This is a genomic window from Paraburkholderia phymatum, assembly GCF_038900715.1.
GTDB lineage: Bacteria > Pseudomonadota > Gammaproteobacteria > Burkholderiales > Burkholderiaceae > Paraburkholderia > Paraburkholderia phymatum_A.
The window spans coordinates 113,107-130,660 of the sequence record NZ_JAYMRZ010000019.1 but is presented as its reverse complement, the minus strand read 5'-3'; the positions used below and the strand labels follow the sequence as shown (position 1 = coordinate 130,660).

At 60.6% G+C, this 17,554-nt stretch carries 14 protein-coding genes and 2 pseudogenes; 4 read left to right on the top strand and 12 right to left on the bottom strand.

The window, feature by feature from the left end:
• Positions 1-93: 93 nt before the first annotated feature.
• Complete coding sequence (locus tag VSR68_RS29745; RefSeq protein WP_342943265.1) at positions 94-1,206, bottom strand: zinc-binding dehydrogenase; 1,113 nt, start codon at positions 1,204-1,206, stop codon at positions 94-96.
• 59 nt (positions 1,207-1,265) lie between these two features.
• The gene (locus tag VSR68_RS29740; protein WP_342943264.1) at positions 1,266-2,711 is read right to left on the bottom strand and encodes an aldehyde dehydrogenase family protein; all 1,446 of its coding nucleotides are present in this window, start codon (positions 2,709-2,711) and stop codon (positions 1,266-1,268) included.
• A gap of 175 nt (positions 2,712-2,886) precedes the next feature.
• Between VSR68_RS29740 and VSR68_RS29735 the strand changes: the two genes are divergently transcribed.
• The 3 genes from VSR68_RS29735 (at position 2,887) to VSR68_RS29725 (ending at position 6,069) form a co-directional block, all read left to right on the top strand.
• Positions 2,887-3,798, top strand: a complete 912-nt coding sequence (locus VSR68_RS29735) for a LysR substrate-binding domain-containing protein (RefSeq protein WP_342943263.1) — start codon at positions 2,887-2,889, stop codon at positions 3,796-3,798.
• Between the two features lie 175 nt (positions 3,799-3,973).
• Positions 3,974-5,131, top strand: a complete 1,158-nt coding sequence (locus VSR68_RS29730) for a CaiB/BaiF CoA-transferase family protein (protein WP_342943262.1) — start codon at positions 3,974-3,976, stop codon at positions 5,129-5,131.
• The gene (locus VSR68_RS29725; protein ID WP_342943261.1) at positions 5,128-6,069 is read left to right on the top strand and encodes a CoA ester lyase; all 942 of its coding nucleotides are present in this window, start codon (positions 5,128-5,130) and stop codon (positions 6,067-6,069) included. Before VSR68_RS29730 ends, VSR68_RS29725 begins: the two co-directional genes overlap by 4 nt.
• Before the next feature lie 51 nt (positions 6,070-6,120).
• Here VSR68_RS29725 and VSR68_RS29720 read toward each other — a convergent pair whose 3' ends face one another.
• Positions 6,121-6,900 (bottom strand): SDR family NAD(P)-dependent oxidoreductase, encoded by a 780-nt coding sequence (locus tag VSR68_RS29720; RefSeq protein ID WP_342943260.1) that lies wholly within the window; start codon positions 6,898-6,900, stop codon positions 6,121-6,123.
• A gap of 422 nt (positions 6,901-7,322) precedes the next feature.
• Positions 7,323-7,490: a hypothetical protein gene (locus VSR68_RS29715; RefSeq protein ID WP_342943259.1), complete on the bottom strand. Its 168-nt coding sequence runs from the start codon at positions 7,488-7,490 to the stop codon at positions 7,323-7,325.
• On the opposite strand from VSR68_RS29715, the pseudogene tnpC reads away from it, so the two are divergent.
• Positions 7,436-8,847, top strand: a pseudogene (tnpC, locus tag VSR68_RS29710) (IS66 family transposase); the annotation flags it as partial. The gene VSR68_RS29715 and the pseudogene tnpC overlap by 55 nt on opposite strands.
• An 85-nt stretch (positions 8,848-8,932) precedes the next feature.
• Here tnpC and VSR68_RS29705 read toward each other — a convergent pair.
• The 8 genes and pseudogenes from VSR68_RS29705 to VSR68_RS29670 form a co-directional block, all read right to left on the bottom strand.
• Positions 8,933-9,784, bottom strand: coding sequence for an alpha/beta hydrolase (locus VSR68_RS29705; RefSeq protein ID WP_342943258.1), 852 nt, complete (start codon positions 9,782-9,784; stop codon positions 8,933-8,935).
• 18 nt (positions 9,785-9,802) lie between these two features.
• Positions 9,803-11,122, bottom strand: coding sequence for an MFS transporter (locus VSR68_RS29700; protein WP_342943257.1), 1,320 nt, complete (start codon positions 11,120-11,122; stop codon positions 9,803-9,805).
• A gap of 380 nt (positions 11,123-11,502) precedes the next feature.
• Positions 11,503-11,685 (bottom strand): hypothetical protein, encoded by a 183-nt coding sequence (locus VSR68_RS29695; RefSeq protein WP_342943256.1) that lies wholly within the window; start codon positions 11,683-11,685, stop codon positions 11,503-11,505.
• A 192-nt stretch (positions 11,686-11,877) separates the two neighbouring features.
• A complete protein-coding gene (locus VSR68_RS29690; RefSeq protein WP_342943255.1) occupies positions 11,878-12,414 on the bottom strand; it encodes a gamma carbonic anhydrase family protein in 537 nt (178 codons plus the stop codon).
• A gap of 1 nt (position 12,415) precedes the next feature.
• Positions 12,416-14,011: an acyl-CoA synthetase gene (locus VSR68_RS29685; RefSeq protein ID WP_342943254.1), complete on the bottom strand. Its 1,596-nt coding sequence runs from the start codon at positions 14,009-14,011 to the stop codon at positions 12,416-12,418.
• A 32-nt stretch (positions 14,012-14,043) separates the two neighbouring features.
• Positions 14,044-15,210, bottom strand: coding sequence for an acetyl-CoA acetyltransferase (locus tag VSR68_RS29680; RefSeq protein WP_342943253.1), 1,167 nt, complete (start codon positions 15,208-15,210; stop codon positions 14,044-14,046).
• Positions 15,211-15,237: 27 nt separating this feature from the next.
• Positions 15,238-16,128, bottom strand: a complete 891-nt coding sequence (ltnD, locus tag VSR68_RS29675) for an L-threonate dehydrogenase (RefSeq protein ID WP_342943252.1) — start codon at positions 16,126-16,128, stop codon at positions 15,238-15,240.
• A gap of 46 nt (positions 16,129-16,174) precedes the next feature.
• Positions 16,175-17,486 (bottom strand): annotated as a pseudogene (locus VSR68_RS29670) (MFS transporter).
• Positions 17,487-17,554: the final 68 nt, after the last annotated feature.

Sequence of the window (17,554 nt, the reverse complement as noted above, 5' to 3'; positions counted from 1 at the left end):
TTCTGCCGGATTGACCCGGCATGATGTCCGCGCGTTGGAAATGCCTGGCGTGCCGTGCCCGCCCATCCGTTCCGGCGAGCGTGCCGTCCATCGTCAATCGACTGTGATGACCGGCTTGATCTCTTCGAAGTTCTTCATGCGCGTCAGCGCGACGTTCACCTCGTCGAGCGTATAGCGGCCGGAAATCATTTCGTGGAATGGAAACGCATGCTGATGCCGCGCTAGAAACTGCAGCGCGAGCGAATAGCTGCGCGCGTCGCCCGAGAACGAACCAATGACCTGCAGATTTTTCTTGACGATCATCGACGGCTGCATCGACGTAGCAGCTTCACCGAGCTGGCCGACCACGAGATACCGCCCGCCTTTGCGCGCAAGGGCAAGGCCCTCGGCGAATGCGGCGGGCACGCCCGTGAACTCCATCACGATGTCGGCGCCGCGTCCCTCCGTCTGCGACAGCACCTTGTCGAGCCGCTCGGCGGGCGTCGTGCCTTCGACGGGAATGCACACGTCCGCGCCGAAACGCTCCGCCATCTTGAGGCGCGGCTCCGGCGAACCCACCACGATGATCTTCTCTGCGCCGCGCACGCGCGCATTCGCCGTCGCCAGCAGGCCGAGCGGACCTGCGCCCTGGATCAGCACGGTTTCGGTCGGCTCGATCTCGCCGATCTGCGAGAAAGCATTCATCACCGAACGCAGCGCGCAACTGGACAGACTCGCCAGCTCGTTCGGCACCGAATCGGGCACGCGCAGACGCCCCGCCTGCGGCAGGATATAGCCGTACTGCGAAAAGCCGCCGAGCAGATAAGGCGATTCTTCGATGTTCTCGTACATGTACGCGCGGCGGTTCGTGCACAGCGTCGGCTTGCGCGCCGTCGTGCAGAAGTAGCAGCCGCCGCACGAGGTGTGCGTGTAGACGACGCGATCGCCCACCTTCAGCGGCGTACCCACGGAATCGGTGCTCACGCCCGCACCTGTGCGGATCACGCGGCCCACCATCTCGTGCCCGATGATGACAGGCAGATTCACCTTGAGCGACAGCGAGCCTTGCCACAGATGCACGTCGGTGCCGCAGATCGAGCACATCTCGATCTTCACGAGCGCGGCATTGGGCTCAGTTTCGCGCGGCACCGGGACTTCTTCGATTGCGAGAGGCGCCTTGAATTCGCGCAACACCGCAGCGCGGGAAAATTCAGGTACTGCCGTCATACGGACTGTCTCCTGATGATGTCCATTCGGATCATTGTCATTGGCGGTGTCGCGCGCGATCAGTCGTGGCGCAGCACGATGGTCTTCGCGACCGTGTATTCCTTCAGTGCTTCGAGGCCTTTCTCGCGGCCGTGGCCGCTACGCTTCACGCCGCCAAACGGCAATTCGATGCCGCCGCCGGCGCCATAGTTGTTGATGAACACCTGCCCCACGCGCAGCTTCTTCGCGACTCGCATCTGACGCGCGCCGTTCTCCGTCCACAAGCCGGCGACGAGACCATACGCCGTGCCGTTCGCGATACGGATCGCTTCCGCTTCGTCTTCGAACGGAATGGCCGCGAGCACGGGGCCGAACACTTCTTCCTGCGCGAGTTCATGTGTGGTCGGCACCGGCCCGAACAGCGTCGGCAGCACGAAGTAGCCCGTCTTGACCGCGCTACCGTCGAGCGAGCCTTGTGCGATCACTTCGATACCATCAGCGCGCGCACGATCGAGAAAGCCCTGCACCTTCTTCGCCTGCGTACTGTTGATCACCGGCCCGCACTGCAGATCGGCTGCGGGCGCGCCGACTCTCACGGCCGACATGCGCTCCTTGAGCATCGCGATGAAGCGGTCGTATGCAGAGCGCTGGATCAGCACGCGGCTGCCTGCCGAGCAGGTCTGCCCCGCGTTTTGCGTAATCACGCCGACGATGGTCTGCGCAGCGCGTTCGAGATCCGCATCGTCGAACACGATCTGCGGCGACTTGCCACCGAGTTCGAGCACGCAAGGCACATGGTTCCTGGCGGCTGCCGTCTGGATCAGCGTGCCGACTTCGGGCGAACCCGTGAAAGACAGGAAATCGACGTCAGGATGCTGCGAAAGGGCCGCGCCCGCTTCTTCGCCCAACCCCGTGACGAGATTGAGCACGCCCGCGGGCACGCCCGCCTCGTGCGCGAGCGCAGCGAGACGGATGCAGCTCATGCTCGCGTCTTCTGCCGGTTTGAGTACGACCGTGTTGCCCGTGGCAAGAGCGGGCGCGACCGTGCGGCCAAACATCGATGCCGGGTAGTTCCACGGAATGATCAATCCGCACACCCCGCGTGGCTCGCGCTGCACGGTGACCTGATATCCGTCGAGAAACGGCAGCACGTCGCCGAGCATCTTGTCGGCGGCACCCGCGTAGAACTCGAAGTAGCGCGCCGTCGCGCGGATGTCGGTGCGCGCCTGCGTGATCGGCTTGCCCGTGTCGCGCGCTTCGGTCTGCGCAAGCTCCTCGGCATTCGCCAGAATCAGATCGGACAGCTTCGACATGATGCGGCCGCGTTCGAAGCCCGCCATCGTCGCCCACACCCTTTCCAGCGCGCGGCGTGCCGCGCCGACAGCACGCTCGACATCGGCCTTGTCGCCGCGCGAAATCGCGCTGAAGGTCTCGCCGTCGGTCGGCGAACGCACGTCGAGCGCGGCCGCCGAAGCGGCGCTGGTCCACGCGCCATCAATGAAAAGGGTTTGCGCCTCGAGTGGCATGCTGTGTCTCCTGTTCTGTTCAGTTCCGCGAATGTGATACCAGGCTCAGCAAGCGCAACGGCCTGGGCAAAAAAAGTATAGGGAGATCGATGTAACGGCAACAAATACGAATTGGCGATAGAGCATATAATCGCCGCCTATACCTACGTCGCGGCACATCAAGGAGACTCGCGCGATGGACATCCGGCAGATGCGTTATTTTGTGGCCTGCGTCGATGCAGGCAGTCTCTCGAAGGCGGCGCTCGCGTTGTCCGTTTCGCAGCCGTCGCTCAGCCAGCAGATCGCGGAAATGGAAGACGATCTCGGCGTGCCGCTGCTGTTGCGCAGCTATTCGGGCGTCGCGCCCACCGACGCCGGCACAACGCTGTATCGTCATGCAAGGTCCATCATCAAGCAGCTCGAGCAGATGCGCGGCGACGTCAGACGCGGCGAGCATGCGCTCTCGGGTCAGGTCGCGATCGGCCTTCCGACCAGCGTTGCGTCGACGCTCGCCGTACCGCTGATCGAGCGGATGCGGGCCGCTCACCCGGGCATCCATTTGCAGATCTTCGAAAGCATGAGCGGATACCTGAACGAACTGCTCGCGAACGGACGCCTCGACTTTGCCGTGCTGTTTCGCGAGACCGAAACGCGCGGCGTCTCCACCGTTCCGCTTTTTCACGAGCGTCTTTGCGTGCACGGCGCGGCATGGATCGGCAATCCGCGCGCAAAGTCCGTACCGCTCGAACTGATGTCGGGCGTACCGCTGGTGCTGCCCGGCAAATCGCACGGCCTGCGGCTGCTCGTCGAGCGCGCGTTCGCCAGCGCGGGGCTGGATCTGAGCGTCGTCGCCGACGTCGACTCGTTGCCCACGATGCTCGAACTCGCCCGGCGCGGCGAAGTCGCGACGATACTCTCGGGCTTTCTCAACATGGGCCGCAAAACGGATCTGCTCACTCGCTGCCTCGTGAAGCCGACGCTCGAACGCTCCGTCGCACTGTGCCGGCTCAACGCCGTGCCGCAAACGGCCGCCTCGCGCGCCGTGCAGGATTGCGTGCAGCAGATCGTCGAAGAGATCGCGCCCACGCTCTCGGGCGAGCCGTCCTGACAACGGACCGTATGCTTCGTCGCGCGCACAAGCGTGGTTTTCAACGGGAATATTAGACATGCTTATACCCCGTAGTTCCAAACAGTATTTCCTCCTGAAGACCTTCGCGAGCTAGGATTTTTGTGCGACGGCAACGCTTGCCGTCATCGTGATCCGCACAATCAGGAGACAACGCATGTCCCTTCCGCTTTCGGGCATCACCGTGGCGTCGCTCGAACAGGCCATCGCCGCGCCGCTCGCTTCCCGCCATCTCGCCGACTGGGGCGCGCGCATCATCAAGATCGAACGTCCGGGCAGCGGCGACTTCTGCCGCGACTACGACAACGTGATGAACGGTATGTCGAGCCAGTTCGTCTGGACCAACCGCTCGAAGGAAAGCGTCGTGCTCGACATCAAGAGCACCGATGGCGCAGCGGCACTCGACGCGCTGCTTGAAACAGCCGACGTCTTCTTGCAAAACCTCGCACCCGGCGCGGCCGCGAAGCTCGGACTCGACGCAAAGTCGCTCGTCGCGCGCCATCCGCGCCTCATTGCGTGCGATATCTCCGGCTATGGCAGCGGCGGCCCGTACAGCAGCAAGAAGGCATACGACCTGTTGGTGCAATGCGAATCCGGCTTTCTCGCGATCAACGGCAGCGAAGCCGAGCCCGCGAAATGCGGACTCGCCATTGCCGATATCGCCACGGGCATGTACACGCTCAATGGCGTGTTGATGGCGCTCTATCAGCGTGAACGCACAGGGCGCGGCACGGCGTTCGAGGTCTCGCTGTTCGACTCGATGACGGAATGGATGAGTTATCCCGCTTACTATGCGACGGGCCGCGGCGAGCCGCTCAAGCGCAACGGCATGCGCCACGCGACGATCGCGCCATATGGCCCGTTTAGAACGGGTGACGGCCGCAGCATTTTCTTCGGCATCCAGAATCAGCGGGAATGGGCGTCGTTCTGCGACGTCGTGCTCGGCGACAACACGATCGCCACCGACCCGCGCTTCGCCACGAATCCCGAACGGCTCGCGAATCGCGATGCGCTCGAAGCGCTGATCGTCGCCCGCTTCGTACAATGGGACAGTGACGAAGTGCTGCGCCGCCTCGACATGGCCGCCATTGCGAACGCGCGCATGAACTCCGTTGAGGAATTCGTCGATCATCCGCAGATTCGCGAACGCAAGCGAACGCGCGAAGTGCAATCGCCAACGGGCATGCAGACCATGTTTCTCCCCGCGATCACGATTGCAGGCGTCGAGCCCGCAATGAATCCCGTGCCCGCAGTCGGCGAACATACGGCACGCGTGCTTGCTGAACTCGCAGCCCGCAAGAGGAGCGCCGCATGAACCGCGCCGCCAGCCGCCTGACGCGCACCGTGCTCGCGGTGCCCGCACATCGAACGCGTCTCGTCGAATCCGCCGCGCGCTCGGCTGCGGATGCCGTGTTTGTCGATCTCGAAGATGCCGTGCCGGAGCAGGAAAAACACGAGGCGCTGCAATGCGCCTGTAGCGCACTGCAAGCGCTCGACTGGGGCGACAAGACGGTGTTAGTGCGCGTGAATGCATACGGCAGCCGTTTCATCGAAGATGAAGTGCGCACGCTCGCGCCGCTCGCGCGGCTCGATTCGATACTGGTGCCGAAGTCGGAACGCCCCGCGGAGATCGCCGACATCGCGCGCTGGATCGACACAGCCGAAGGCGCGGCCCGCGCCGCTCCCCTCGAAATCGATCTGCTGATCGAGACCGCGCTCGGCCTCGTCATGGTCGAGACGCTGGCTCAGAGCGCGCAGCGCATCGCAGCACTGCATCTTGGCGTCGGCGATTTCGCGGGCTCGATCGGCGCGCGCAGCGCGGAAATCGGCGGCTCGCCGGACGGCTATCGCCACACGTCGCTCTCGCCGGGCGCGTGCCATGTCGAAACGCCGCTCGACCTGTTCGCCTATCCGATGATGCGCGTGCTCGTCGCTGCGCGCGCTTTCGGCTTGCGCGCGATCGACGGACCATGCGGCGCATACCGCGACGCGACGCTGACGCGGGCCTGGGCAGAAAAGGCAGCGGCACTTGGTTTCGACGGCAAGCAAGTGATTCACCCCTCACAAGTTGACGCAACGCGCGACGCGTTCACGCCATCGGCGGACGAACTCGCCTTCGCAGCGCGCGTCGTCGATGCGATGCGGCAAGCCGAGGCGGAGGGCAAAGGCGCCGTGTCCGTCGACGGCAAGATGATCGACTACGCAAATCTGCGCATGGCGCAACGCATCCTGATGCTAGGCGGAGCAGCCTGACGAAGCACGCGCCTCGCAGCGTCGAGACCGCGAGGCGCGCACCGCCGTTGCTCAGACCGCGCCCGCGCCCCACGCGAAGAAACCGCCGTCCACGGGCAGCACCACGCCGTTCGTGTAGGCGGCCTCTTCGGAAGCCAGATAACAGACAGCCGCTGCGATCTCCGATGTCTTGCCATAGCGCTTCATCGGAATCGCGCGCGAATACTCGTCGCGGAACTGGTCGGTATGCAGCGCCTTCGTCATCGGCGTGTCGATGGGTCCAGGCGCAATCGCATTCGCGGTGATGCCGTAGTCGCATAGCTCGACCGCCATCTGACGCGTCAGCGCGATCACCGCGCCTTTCGACGTGCCGTATGCCGTGCGCCCCTTGCCGACCGCGCGCATGCCCGCCACGGACGCGATATTGACGATGCGGCCCCATCCGTTCCTGACCATCAGACGCGCTGCATGTTGCGCGCACAACAGCGTGCCCGTGACGTTGACCTGCATCGTCTTGACGAAGACGTCGAGGGGATAATCGATGAACGGGACCAGCGTCGCGATTCCGGCGCAGTTGACGAGCACGTCGCAACGTCCGTGCGTGCCGGCGATCGTATCGAACGCGGCGGCAATCGACTCGGGACTCGCGACGTCCATCTGCACAGCCGATACGGACAGCTCTTCGCGCCTGAACGTAGCGGCCGTCTCTTCGGCGGCGCCATTGTTGATATCTGCAAGCACGACGTGATAACCGCGTCTCGCGAGCTGCTCCGCAGTGTCCGCACCTATGCCCATCGCACCACCCGTCACGACTGCCACGCGGCGTGCGCCGCTTTCGCTCGTCTGCTCCACGTTGTCTCCTGGTTGTCTGCGGCCCGCTCTTCACGACTGTGCGTCGAGCAACCCATGCGGGCGGATTCGACAGGCGCTACGCGCCATTATCGTGAGCAGATTATCGGAGACGCGTCGACGTGGCTCAATGGAAATTAAGGCTGGTTATTGTGAGAAAAAGTCAACGCACTCGCGCGGCTGTCATCGCTTTCATGTGAAAGCAAGGTTGCGATTTTCTGCGCGCCATCGCAATGGACACGGCAAGTCGAATGCCGCTGAAGCCACTTCCCGAGCGCGCATCGCCGAGATGAGAGGTGTAGGCCCAGATGCCGCCCCGGCCGCGGCCGCCGGGCCGCGCGCGGTATCGGGCCAATGGGAAGAGCGTGCGGGCTATGTGCGAGTCGCGCAGGTTCTAGGTGAAGCCTGCGATCGAACATCGCGCGCTAATAGGCCTCCGCGGTCACGACGATCAGGGCGTTCTTCTCGGCGAAATACTGCGCGTCGAGCACGTCGATAGCGTCGCGGGACAGATAGTCGAGTTCGTCCGCGCCCAGTTGCAGCAGCAGCTGCTGCTCCACGACCTCGGCGCGCGCTGCCGGCCGCGCACCCACGGCGGCCGCATAGCCGTATGCCTGCGGTTCGAGTACGTGTCGAGCGCCGCGTAACGCGCACGCGCAAGCTCGGCCTCGCGCGGGTCAACGGCGTCGAGATAGCAGATGACTGCGTCGGGAAGTGCACGCAGTGCGGTGGCCTGATGAAGTCGCTGGGCGAAGACGTCGCCAAACAGCTTGAGTACGTACCGGCCAGCTTCCGGGTCATCCGTCATGTGCGCCCGAAGTTTGCCCGCGTGTGTTGCGACCACATCTCCCAGGCGCCTGCACCGAGCCGCCCCATCGAACGCGGACTCGCCGGCCCAGGGCTGCTGGCGCACGTGCTGGTCTCGAAGTTCGCAGACCACATACCGCTTTACCGGCAGTCAGTCATGTACGCGCGAGAAGGCGTCGAGCTTGATCGTTCGCTGCTTGCGAAGTGGGTCGGTCACGCGGCGACGCTGCTGCAGCCGCTCGTTGAAACACTGCGTCGTCACGTGATGTCGGCGACGAAACTGCACGCCGACGACACGCCGGTTCCAGTGCTTGCTCCGGGCAACGGCAAGACGAAGACGGGTCGCTTGTGGGTGTACGTGCGCGATGATCGTGCATCGGCCGACATCACACCGCCGGCGGTGTGGTTCGCCTATACGCCGGATCGCAAGGGTATCCATCCGCAGCAGCACCTCGGGTCGTTCGACGGTCCGTTGCAAGCCAATTCATACGTTGGCTACCAGGCCATCTACGAAACCGGGCGCGTCACGGAGGCAGCTTGCTGGGCGCACGCTCGACGCCAGTTCTACGAATTGCACGCAGCGCGCCCCAATGCGTTGAACACCGAAGCGCTCGAGCGTATCGGCGCGCTATACCGGATTGAGGAAACGATCCGGGGCAAACCGCCCGACGTGCGCCGCGCCTATCGCCAGGAGCACGCGCGGCCGTTACTTGACCGATTTTATGCGTGGCTCACGACGACGCTCGAAACGCTCTCGCGCAAATCTGACACGAGTCGGGCGATCCTCTATGCGTTGAACCGGTGGGAAGCGCTCACACACTACTGCGATGATGGCCAGCTCGAAATCAATAACCTGCCAGTCGAGCGCGCGCTACGCGGGGTGGCCATCGGTCGACGTTATGCTGATCTGAGCATAACCGCCGCAACTATCTGTTCGTTGGCGCCGACTCCGGTGGTGAGCGCGCAGCCGCGATGTATAGCCTGATTGGCTCGGCGCGCCTGAACGGCCTCGATCCAGAAGCGTATCTACACCACATCATCGACCGCAATCCGGATCACCCGATCAACCGCGTTGACGAATTGCTGCCCTGGAACGTCGCGTCGTCGTTGCCGTCCTCAGCTCGCGTCGAACCCATCCGTTAGCACCAAGCTCCATATCGCTTCAACGATCTACGCTACGGCGCTGATCGGGTGCTTACGTATCAGTGAAGTGATGGCCGACAGCAAATCATCTCCTCATACAAAATCGGCCGATCAAGCTTGCCAAAACCTCCGGTTGTTCTTCGGGAATCCAGTGCCCTGCACCCTCAATGATCTCTCCCGTGACATCGTCGGCCATCCTTCTGGCTGACTCTGCGACTTGAGACCCGCGGCCCCACGATGCTCCGCCTCCAATCGCCAGCACAGGAATAGAAGGCCGGTACACCAGAGCTCGAGCCTCATTCTCTTTGATATCCTGTGCGACCGCTCTATAGAGTTCGAATCCCGCATGGAGAACCGAGGGTTTCCTGTAAGCCCGCAAGTATTCCTCTGTTTCCGCGGCGCTAATTGCGTCTTCAGTGGCTCCATAGTTTCGATAGAACCATCCAAGATATAGGGCTTCTCGTCCGGTGATCAGTTCTTCCGGCAAGCTCACAGTGTTGTGGAAGCCATGATGCCACCTGGCACCGCCCTGACTGATGTTCGGGCTTCCATCTCCAGGAATCGCAATATCCACCAGTGTCAACGTTTTGGCGTTTCCTGGAAAGTGAGCCGCAACCGCCCACGCGACGCCACCGCCCCAATCGTGACCGACGAGATGGAATCCATCGAGGCCGAGATGTTTGCTCGCCAGTTCAACAATCTCGGCTGCGATTGAGCGCTTGTCGAAGCGTTCGCTTCTGTACATCGAGTCGCCTAGTCCGGGAAGATCCGGAGCGATGACGCGGTAATTTTGCGCGAGGAGCGGAATTACCCGTCGCCAGCAATACCATGTCTGAGGCCAGCCGTGTAGCAAGAGCAAAGGGGGACCTTCTCCAGCGGTGACAAAGTGCAGTGTGGAGTTTGACAGCTCCGCCTGATGATGTTCAATATGTTCCATGGCAGTCCTACAAAACTATTAATCGTGGGCCGTCTCAGGGCAGAAAAAGACCGAAATCAGGCTAAATAAGGCGGTTACGATGATCATGCAGGACACCGCCAACGTACTCCCGAATGAGTTCATGAGCGATATAGCTGCCATCGGCAATAAGCCACCGATAGCACCTGTCACCTGGTAGGCAAGCGAAGCAGCGCTGCACCGAACCTCGGCGGGAAATAGTTCAGGCAGAAAAGCGCCTTGGACGCCATAAGCGATTGCCCAAAATGCTAGCCCCAAACCGATCGAAGCAACCCCAAGAACAGGCGAAGCCGTATTGATCAGGGGAAAAACCACCAAGGACCAGAGGCCCATCGCGACGGCGGCGATGACATACATTGGTCGACGACCGAGCCTGTCGGAAAGGCGCCCGGAGCACAGCAGGACGGGCAGCGCCAATGCCGAGCCCAATATAGTCCCATAGAGTCCGATCGACGACGGCAAGTGGTGAGTCGAAACGAACGCCAGGCAGATTGTCGTGAAAAGGTAATAGCCCCCGAAGATCACCGACGTGGAGCCGACTGCCAGTAACAAGCGCTTCTTATGACTTTTGAAGACGTCCAGGACTGGAGACTTCGCGACCGTTCTTGTCCGTTGCAACTTCAGGAACACTGGCGTTTCATCAACCTCGCGTCGCATGTACCAGCCGACCGCTAGCAAGACTACTCCGAGCGCGAAGGGTAGTCTCCAGCCCCATGTCAAAAAGCTTTCCTCCGACATTGAAGTAATGGTAACCAGTACAACCGCATTGGCCAATAAGGTACCGGCAGGAGAGCCCAGCTGTGCAAAGCTAGATGAGTAGCCTCGACGGCGGTTGTCCGAGTGTTCTCCAATAAGCAATACGGCGCCTCCCCATTCACCGCCAACCGCGATTCCCTGGAGAATGCGAAGGAGTACCAGAACGACGGGTGCAGCGCTACCAATCTCGCGGTATGTGGGCAGAAGCGCGATGCCTACCGTGGCCATCCCCATCACGGTGAGGGTCATCTGCAAGGTCGTTTTACGACCAAGCCGGTCCCCAATATGACCGAAAATAGCCGCGCCCAACGGTCGGGCGAGAAAACCGGCCGCGAACGTGCCCAACGCAAGCATCAACCCGCTGGCAGACGAGTGGGACGGGAAAAATAACTTGTTGAAAACCAGCGCCGATATCGTCCCGTAGACAATAAAATCGTAGAACTCCAACGCGTTCCCTAAGGTCGAGGCGGCAATTAACTTGACCGATCGAACCCGGTCTGCCGGCGATGAGTGTCGCGCTGCTTCGATTGACTGTGGATCTGGTGTTGCTGCCTCAATTTTCATGCTCGTCTCCATTCGTTTCGGTCTCGCATTCTGTCCGGTCTTTAAGACCTGTTATTCCAAGGGAATCATTTCGCTTCGGCCCGTCTCGGTATTCCGTAGCGCACTTCCGCCGCCCACGTACGACTAGCACGCCGTTTAGGCAGGGTCCGCATTATGATACGAATGCAAATGCTCAGCCTTGCTATAGGTTGATAATAGAACGGTGCAGGACGGGTAAACAGCGATTTCATCCACGCAAGGGTAACTATTGATTCATAATGTGGACCCAATGGTTCCGGCGCGGCATGAGCACCTCCGCCGGGCTTTACATACCGCATCCCCGGCGCCCCCGAGGGCCTGCATCGGGCGCTTTCTTCCTGTCAGTACATTCTCAGTCGTAGTCAGCTGCCACTGCTCGATACGTTCTTCCACGCACAACCACTCGCCATCTCAATGAAGATCGGGTCATGTGCGTAAATCGCACAAAGAAACTCGAAGCGATCACTGTCACTGAGCTCATCGACTTTCAATTTTTGGACGGGGGTACCGTTCCATACATAATCTTCGCCATCGAAACGCAACATTCTTCCGCTCCTGTCGTGGACTGAGACTCGAGGATCGCGATCACAGTAATCAGACAGGGCCCGGAGGACATTCCCATCGAGGCTTCAGGTGCCGAGAGCCGCACGTGCTCGCGCGATCGTTCAACGGGGGTGCCCCCGCTCCTATTCTGTTGCTGTGATCGAAGCCCCACGCGCATCCGGCATGGGCCCAGCTCAGCGCTGCTGGCGGTCCACCCGCTCAAGCTCCGCTGCATAAAGCCGGCCTCGGCCCCTATAGTCCTGAGCGTTCAGCCGGATCTTCTCAACCACGTCATCGGCCAGCTCGCGAACCACCTTCGCAGGCGCGCCGATGATGAGACTGCGATCTGGAAACGCCTTGTTCTCTCCGAGGAGAGCCGCGGCACCAACCAGGCTGTTTTGTCCCACCGTCACACCGTTGAGCAGAACCGCCTGCAAACCGATGAGGGTATGCGCGCCCACCACGCAACCGTGAAGCATTGCCTGGTGGCCGATAGACACGCCGTTCCCAATCGCAACTGGGAAGCCCGGGTCCGCGTGGATGATGGCGCCGTCCTGCACGTTGACATCTTTTCCGATCGTGATTTTCTCGTTATCGCCTCGAATCACGGCCCCGGGCCAGACGGATGCCCCTTGTCCGATCTCAACGTCCCCTATGATGGCGGCGTGCTCGGACACATAGGCTTGTGGATGTACCAAAGGCTGACGTGTGCCGATCTTGTATATCGCCATCTCACACGCTCGCCTGCTGACCGATGCAGAACGCTTCCCACTCTTTCAGCAGAAGCGAGCGGACGTCTTTCTTGGTGATCTTTCCGTATGCAGACTTCGGAAGCGTTTCCCAGAAGACGACATGTCGCGGCCATTTATATCTCGCCAGCTTACCGTCGAGGTGGTTGATCAGCTGCTCTGAAGCGGGCTCGCATCCCGGCTTGCAGACAACCACCGCGACGCCCAACTCTCCCCACTTCGGATCTGGCATTCCAAGTACAGCAACTTCATGAACGCTTTCGTGGGTCAGGAGGGCCTCCTCCACTTCACGCGGGTAGACGTTTGATCCTCCCGAGATATACATGTCGGAGGAGCGACCAGTGATGTAGAGGAACCCTTCCCTGTCGAGATGACCGAGGTCGCCCGTATGGAACCAGCCATTTTTGAACGCCTTCGCGTTGGCTTCCGGGTTGTTGTCGTAGCCAATCATCACGGCGGGACCGCGAACACATACTTCACCAGTTTCAAACGGCTGCAACTTCTTGCCGTCGTCGTCACAAATCGCTATTTCAATGCCAGTGCGCGGGAAGCCGCACGTGCCAAGCCGGCAGTTAGGCGCCCCGTCGTCTTCTTCGTGCATCGACGGCGGCAGCACCGTAATGTTCCCCGTCACCTCCCCAAGGCCATAATATTGAACGAGGACACGACCCAGCTTTTTCAGAGCATGCTTCTGATCTGCGCGGTACATTGGCGCGCCAGCGTAAATCACGAAGCGAAGGGAGCTGTGGTCATATCGGTCGACAGATTCGTGCTCGGTAAGCATCTTGACGACTGTTGGAACCGTGAACATATTGTCGACGTTGTGCTTCTCGACCAACGACCACGCCTCTTCCGGATCGAAACGGTCAGAGCCCAGCAGTACGCTCGCGGCGCCCCGCGCCGTGTTGACGATGGCGTGAATGCCTGCGCCGTGAGAGAGCGGTGCCACCACGAGCGAGCGCGATCGATAGTCGATTCCCGGCATGAGGTCCGCCAGATGGTTCGTCACGACGAACGCCATCTGGCCATGCGTCAGCGTGCCAGCTTTGGGCTGCCCCGTGGTGCCCGATGTGTAGAAGAACCAGAGGGGATCGTCACGGTCGACCTCTTCCGACTCGAACGGTGTCCTTGATGCAGTAACGAGAGTCTGATATGCCAGTTCGCCGGCGCGCGGTTGGCCCAGCGCCAGAATCACCTGAAGCGCTGACGACGCCTCGCGAACGGCATCGACGTATTCTTCGAAGCCGGTATCGTAGATCATCACCTTTGCGCCGCTCGACTTCCCGAGGTACGCAGCCTCAGGGGGGGCAATGCGGTAGTTCGTCGGGACCCATACCGCGCCAAGCTTGAATGCGACGTACGCGCTCTCAAACAATGGCAGGTTATTGCGGGAATGGACAAGGATCTTGTCGCCCTTTCCTATGCCGAGCCTGCGTAAGGCTGCGCAGACAGCGTCCACGCGATTGTTAATCTCGGACCATGTCCACGTCTGCGCTGGCGTGATAAGTCCGGGTTCGTTCGGGTGACGGCGAGCGACCTGCGTGAGCAAATCTCCAAGGTTCATGACGGTAGTCAGCATGTCGCGTTTCTTCCTTCAATGGCCAATACGCATTACGAGCGGCGCTCGAGGATGCTCAGATAGTTGGTCACGGCGGCGCCGCCCATATTGAACACCCCTGCGAGGGTCGCGTTCGGGATCTGCATGTCACCGGCCTCACCCGCAAGCTGCATCGCCGCCATCACGTGCATCGATACACCCGTCGCACCGATCGGATGTCCCTTTGACTTGAGCCCGCCTGACGGATTCACCGGCAGGCGACCGTCCTTTGCTGTCACACCATCAAGGATGACGCGGGCACCTTGACCTTTTTCGGCCAGACCCATCGCTTCGTATTCGAGCAACTCTGCGATGGTGAAGCAGTCGTGAGTTTCGACTAGCGAGAGGTCGCTGAGACTTACGCCCGCGTCAGCCAAGCCTTTTTTCCACGTTTCCCGCGCGCCGCTGAATTCGGTGCAATCCCGACGCGAGAGCGGCAGGAAGTCGCTGATCTGGGTAGCCGAACGGAACGCAATCGCTCGCGGGGCGTTCCCGGCGACCTCGGGGGCGGCAATGACCATGGCAGCGGCGCCATCGGAGATCAGCGAACAGTCGGTGCGCTTGAGCGGCCCTGCGACGAACGGGTTTTTCTCCGACGGCGTCCGGCAAAAGTCAAAGCCGAAGTCACGGCGCATGTGTGCGTATGGATTCGATACGCCGTTGTAATGGTTTTTCGCCGCAATAGCGGCGAGCGCGTCCGACTGGTCGCCGTAGCGGTCGAAGTAAGCTTGTGCAATGGTTCCGAAGATTCCTGCGAACCCGCCCGCTACACCCGCTTCCTCCTTGGCATACGAACACTTCTGCAGGACATCACCGACTTCCTTCGTCGGCAGGCCGGTCATTTTCTCGAAACCGATCACGAGCGCGTATTTCGAGCGGCCGGAGCGCACCGCATCAAGTGCGGAATAGATTGCGGCTGAACCCGTCGCGCAAGCATTCTCGCATCGAACGGTGGCCGAATAGCGAAGCTGAGGAATGGAGTTGAAAACGAGCGCCGAGGGATGGTCTTGATATACGAACCCTGCATTGAAAGTCCCGACGTGAATCGAGTCGATCGACTCCGGTGCGACGCTCGCATGCTCCAACGCCGCTCTTGCTGATGTGGCAATCATTTCTTCGGGATCGAGTGCGTCGAGTTTGCCGAACGGCAGATGGCTCCAACCAATAATCGAAGGTTGCATGACGAAGACCTGTATTGAGATTGATGTTCAGATTCCGGGCAGTTTTATGCCCGGAAATGTTTTGATGACGGCCGTATCGTCCTCGTTGCCGAGGCCCGCCGCGGAAGCTGCGGCGAACATCTGGTACGCGGTGGATGCGAGCGGTAACGGGAAGGTGTTCGCACGCGCCGCTTCAAGAACCAGACCGAGATCCTTGACAAAGATGTCGAGTGCGGTGTGCGGCGGAGAGTACTCGCCGTTGATGATATGCGGCACGCGATCGGCAAAGGCCCAAGAATTCCCTGCGCTGTGCGTGATGACGTCGTACAGCTGTTGCGGATCGACACCTTCGCGCAGGCCAAGCGCCATCGCTTCCGCCGCAGCGGCGATTTGGACTCCGACCAGGAGCTGATTGATCACTTTGACCTTGGAGCCAAACCCATGGCCCGAGCCAAGCTTGTAGACCTTTGACGATATTGCTTCCAGCACATCGCCGCAGGCCTCGTACGCAGCATCCGGCCCGGACGTCAGCAACGTCAAGGTCCCATTGGCCGCGCCTGCTGTACCGCCGGATACCGGCGAGTCGAGCAACTCAATGCGTTTCTCCGCCAGGCGCTTGCCGAGTTCCATAGCGTACTTAGGCTGCACCGTTGCAGAGGACACCACCACACTTCCGGGCTTCATGCCATTCACGGCACCGTTCTCGCCGAAGAGCACGCCGTCGGTCTGTACCGCGTTGACGACGAGCACAATGACCACGTCGCACTGCTCGCCAAGTACCGCTGGCGACGTACAGCTCTTACCGCCCTGTCGCTCGAAGGCCTCAACTGCGTCGCGGCGGAGATCGCAGCCGTAGACCTTGAAACCGGCTTTGATGAGATTGTTAGCGACTCCCTGACCCATTGCACCGAGTCCTATCACACCGACACAACTACTCATAGCCACTTCTCCTGCGCGATTCCGGTCGATTATTAAGGTAAACGAATTACCGATTGACGAGATCCTTTTTGACTCGCAGAACGAGCAGTCCACCGATCGCTAGGGGACCCCGCCAGAGTGAAGAGCCCAATGTCCGTCGAATGCGTTCTGTCCGAGATCCAGCCGATAAAGAACGGTCCCAGGAAACCGGACAGGTTGCCCACTGAGTTCACGACAGCGATGCCAGCCGCAGCAGCCGCTCCACTCAGAATTGCTGTCGGCAAGCACCAGAACTGCGAGATGGTCACAATGACGCAGCACGTTACAATTGTCAAAGCGATCATGGCGATCAGTACGTCGTGCTTGAATCCGGCTGCAAACAACCACGCTATTGCACCGATCAATGCTGGCGCTGTGATGTGCCAACGTCGTTCGCGACGGGCATCTGACGAACGGCTCACCAGGATCATCACAATGACCGCAGCGGCATACGGCACTATGCTCAATAGGCCGATAGTTAGTGGGTCCGTTGTGCCCGAGTTTTTGATCAAGGTCGGAAGAAAGAAACCGACGCCGTACAGACCAACTGCGAAGAAGAAATATATTCCGCACATTAGCCAAACCCGGGGATTAGTGAACCCGTCCCGCAGCGAGTGGGACTGAGTCTGAGTTTGATCTCTTGAGATGTCGCGCGCGATCAAGCTCCGCTCGTCTTCGTCGAGCCACTTTGCATCGCTCACCCGGTCGTTAAGGAACGCGAGCACTGCGATCGCCATAACAATCGAGGGCAGTGCTTCAAGCAGGAACAGCCATTGCCAGCCAGCCCAGCCATAGACGCCAGCCATTGAGTGCATGATCCAGCCGGATACCGGACCGCCGATGACCCCCGCAACCGGAATGCCGGTCATGAAAAGAGCGATCATCTTTGAACGGCGCGCGGATGGGTACCAGTAGGTGAGGTAGAGGATGACACCAGGAAACAAGCCCGCCTCAGCAACTCCGAGCGCAAACCGCACGACGTAGAACATCGTTGGAGTTTTCACGAACATGGTCGCGGCGGAAATCAGTGCCGAAGTTACCATCACGCGCGCGATCCAGACCCTCGCTCCGACCTTGTGCAAGATGATGTTGCTGGGTACCTCGAATAAAAAGTAGCCAATGAAAAAAATGCCAGCGCCAAGGCCGTACACCGTCTCGCTGAATTGTAGGTCGCGAAGCATCTGTAGTTTCGCGAAACCAACGTTGACGCGATCGAGATACGCCACCACATAGCACATAAACAGCAGCGGAATGAGCCGCCAAGTGACTTTTCCATAGACGCGCGCTTCATTCGCCAGCCTCCCTTCCAGCGCAATATGCGTGACGCCTTTAATGCTCATCTTCCATCCTGAGGTGAGCGAGCTTAGTCGCAGTTCATTGGGTGTTGCCTATTGCGCGGTTCGTCTAG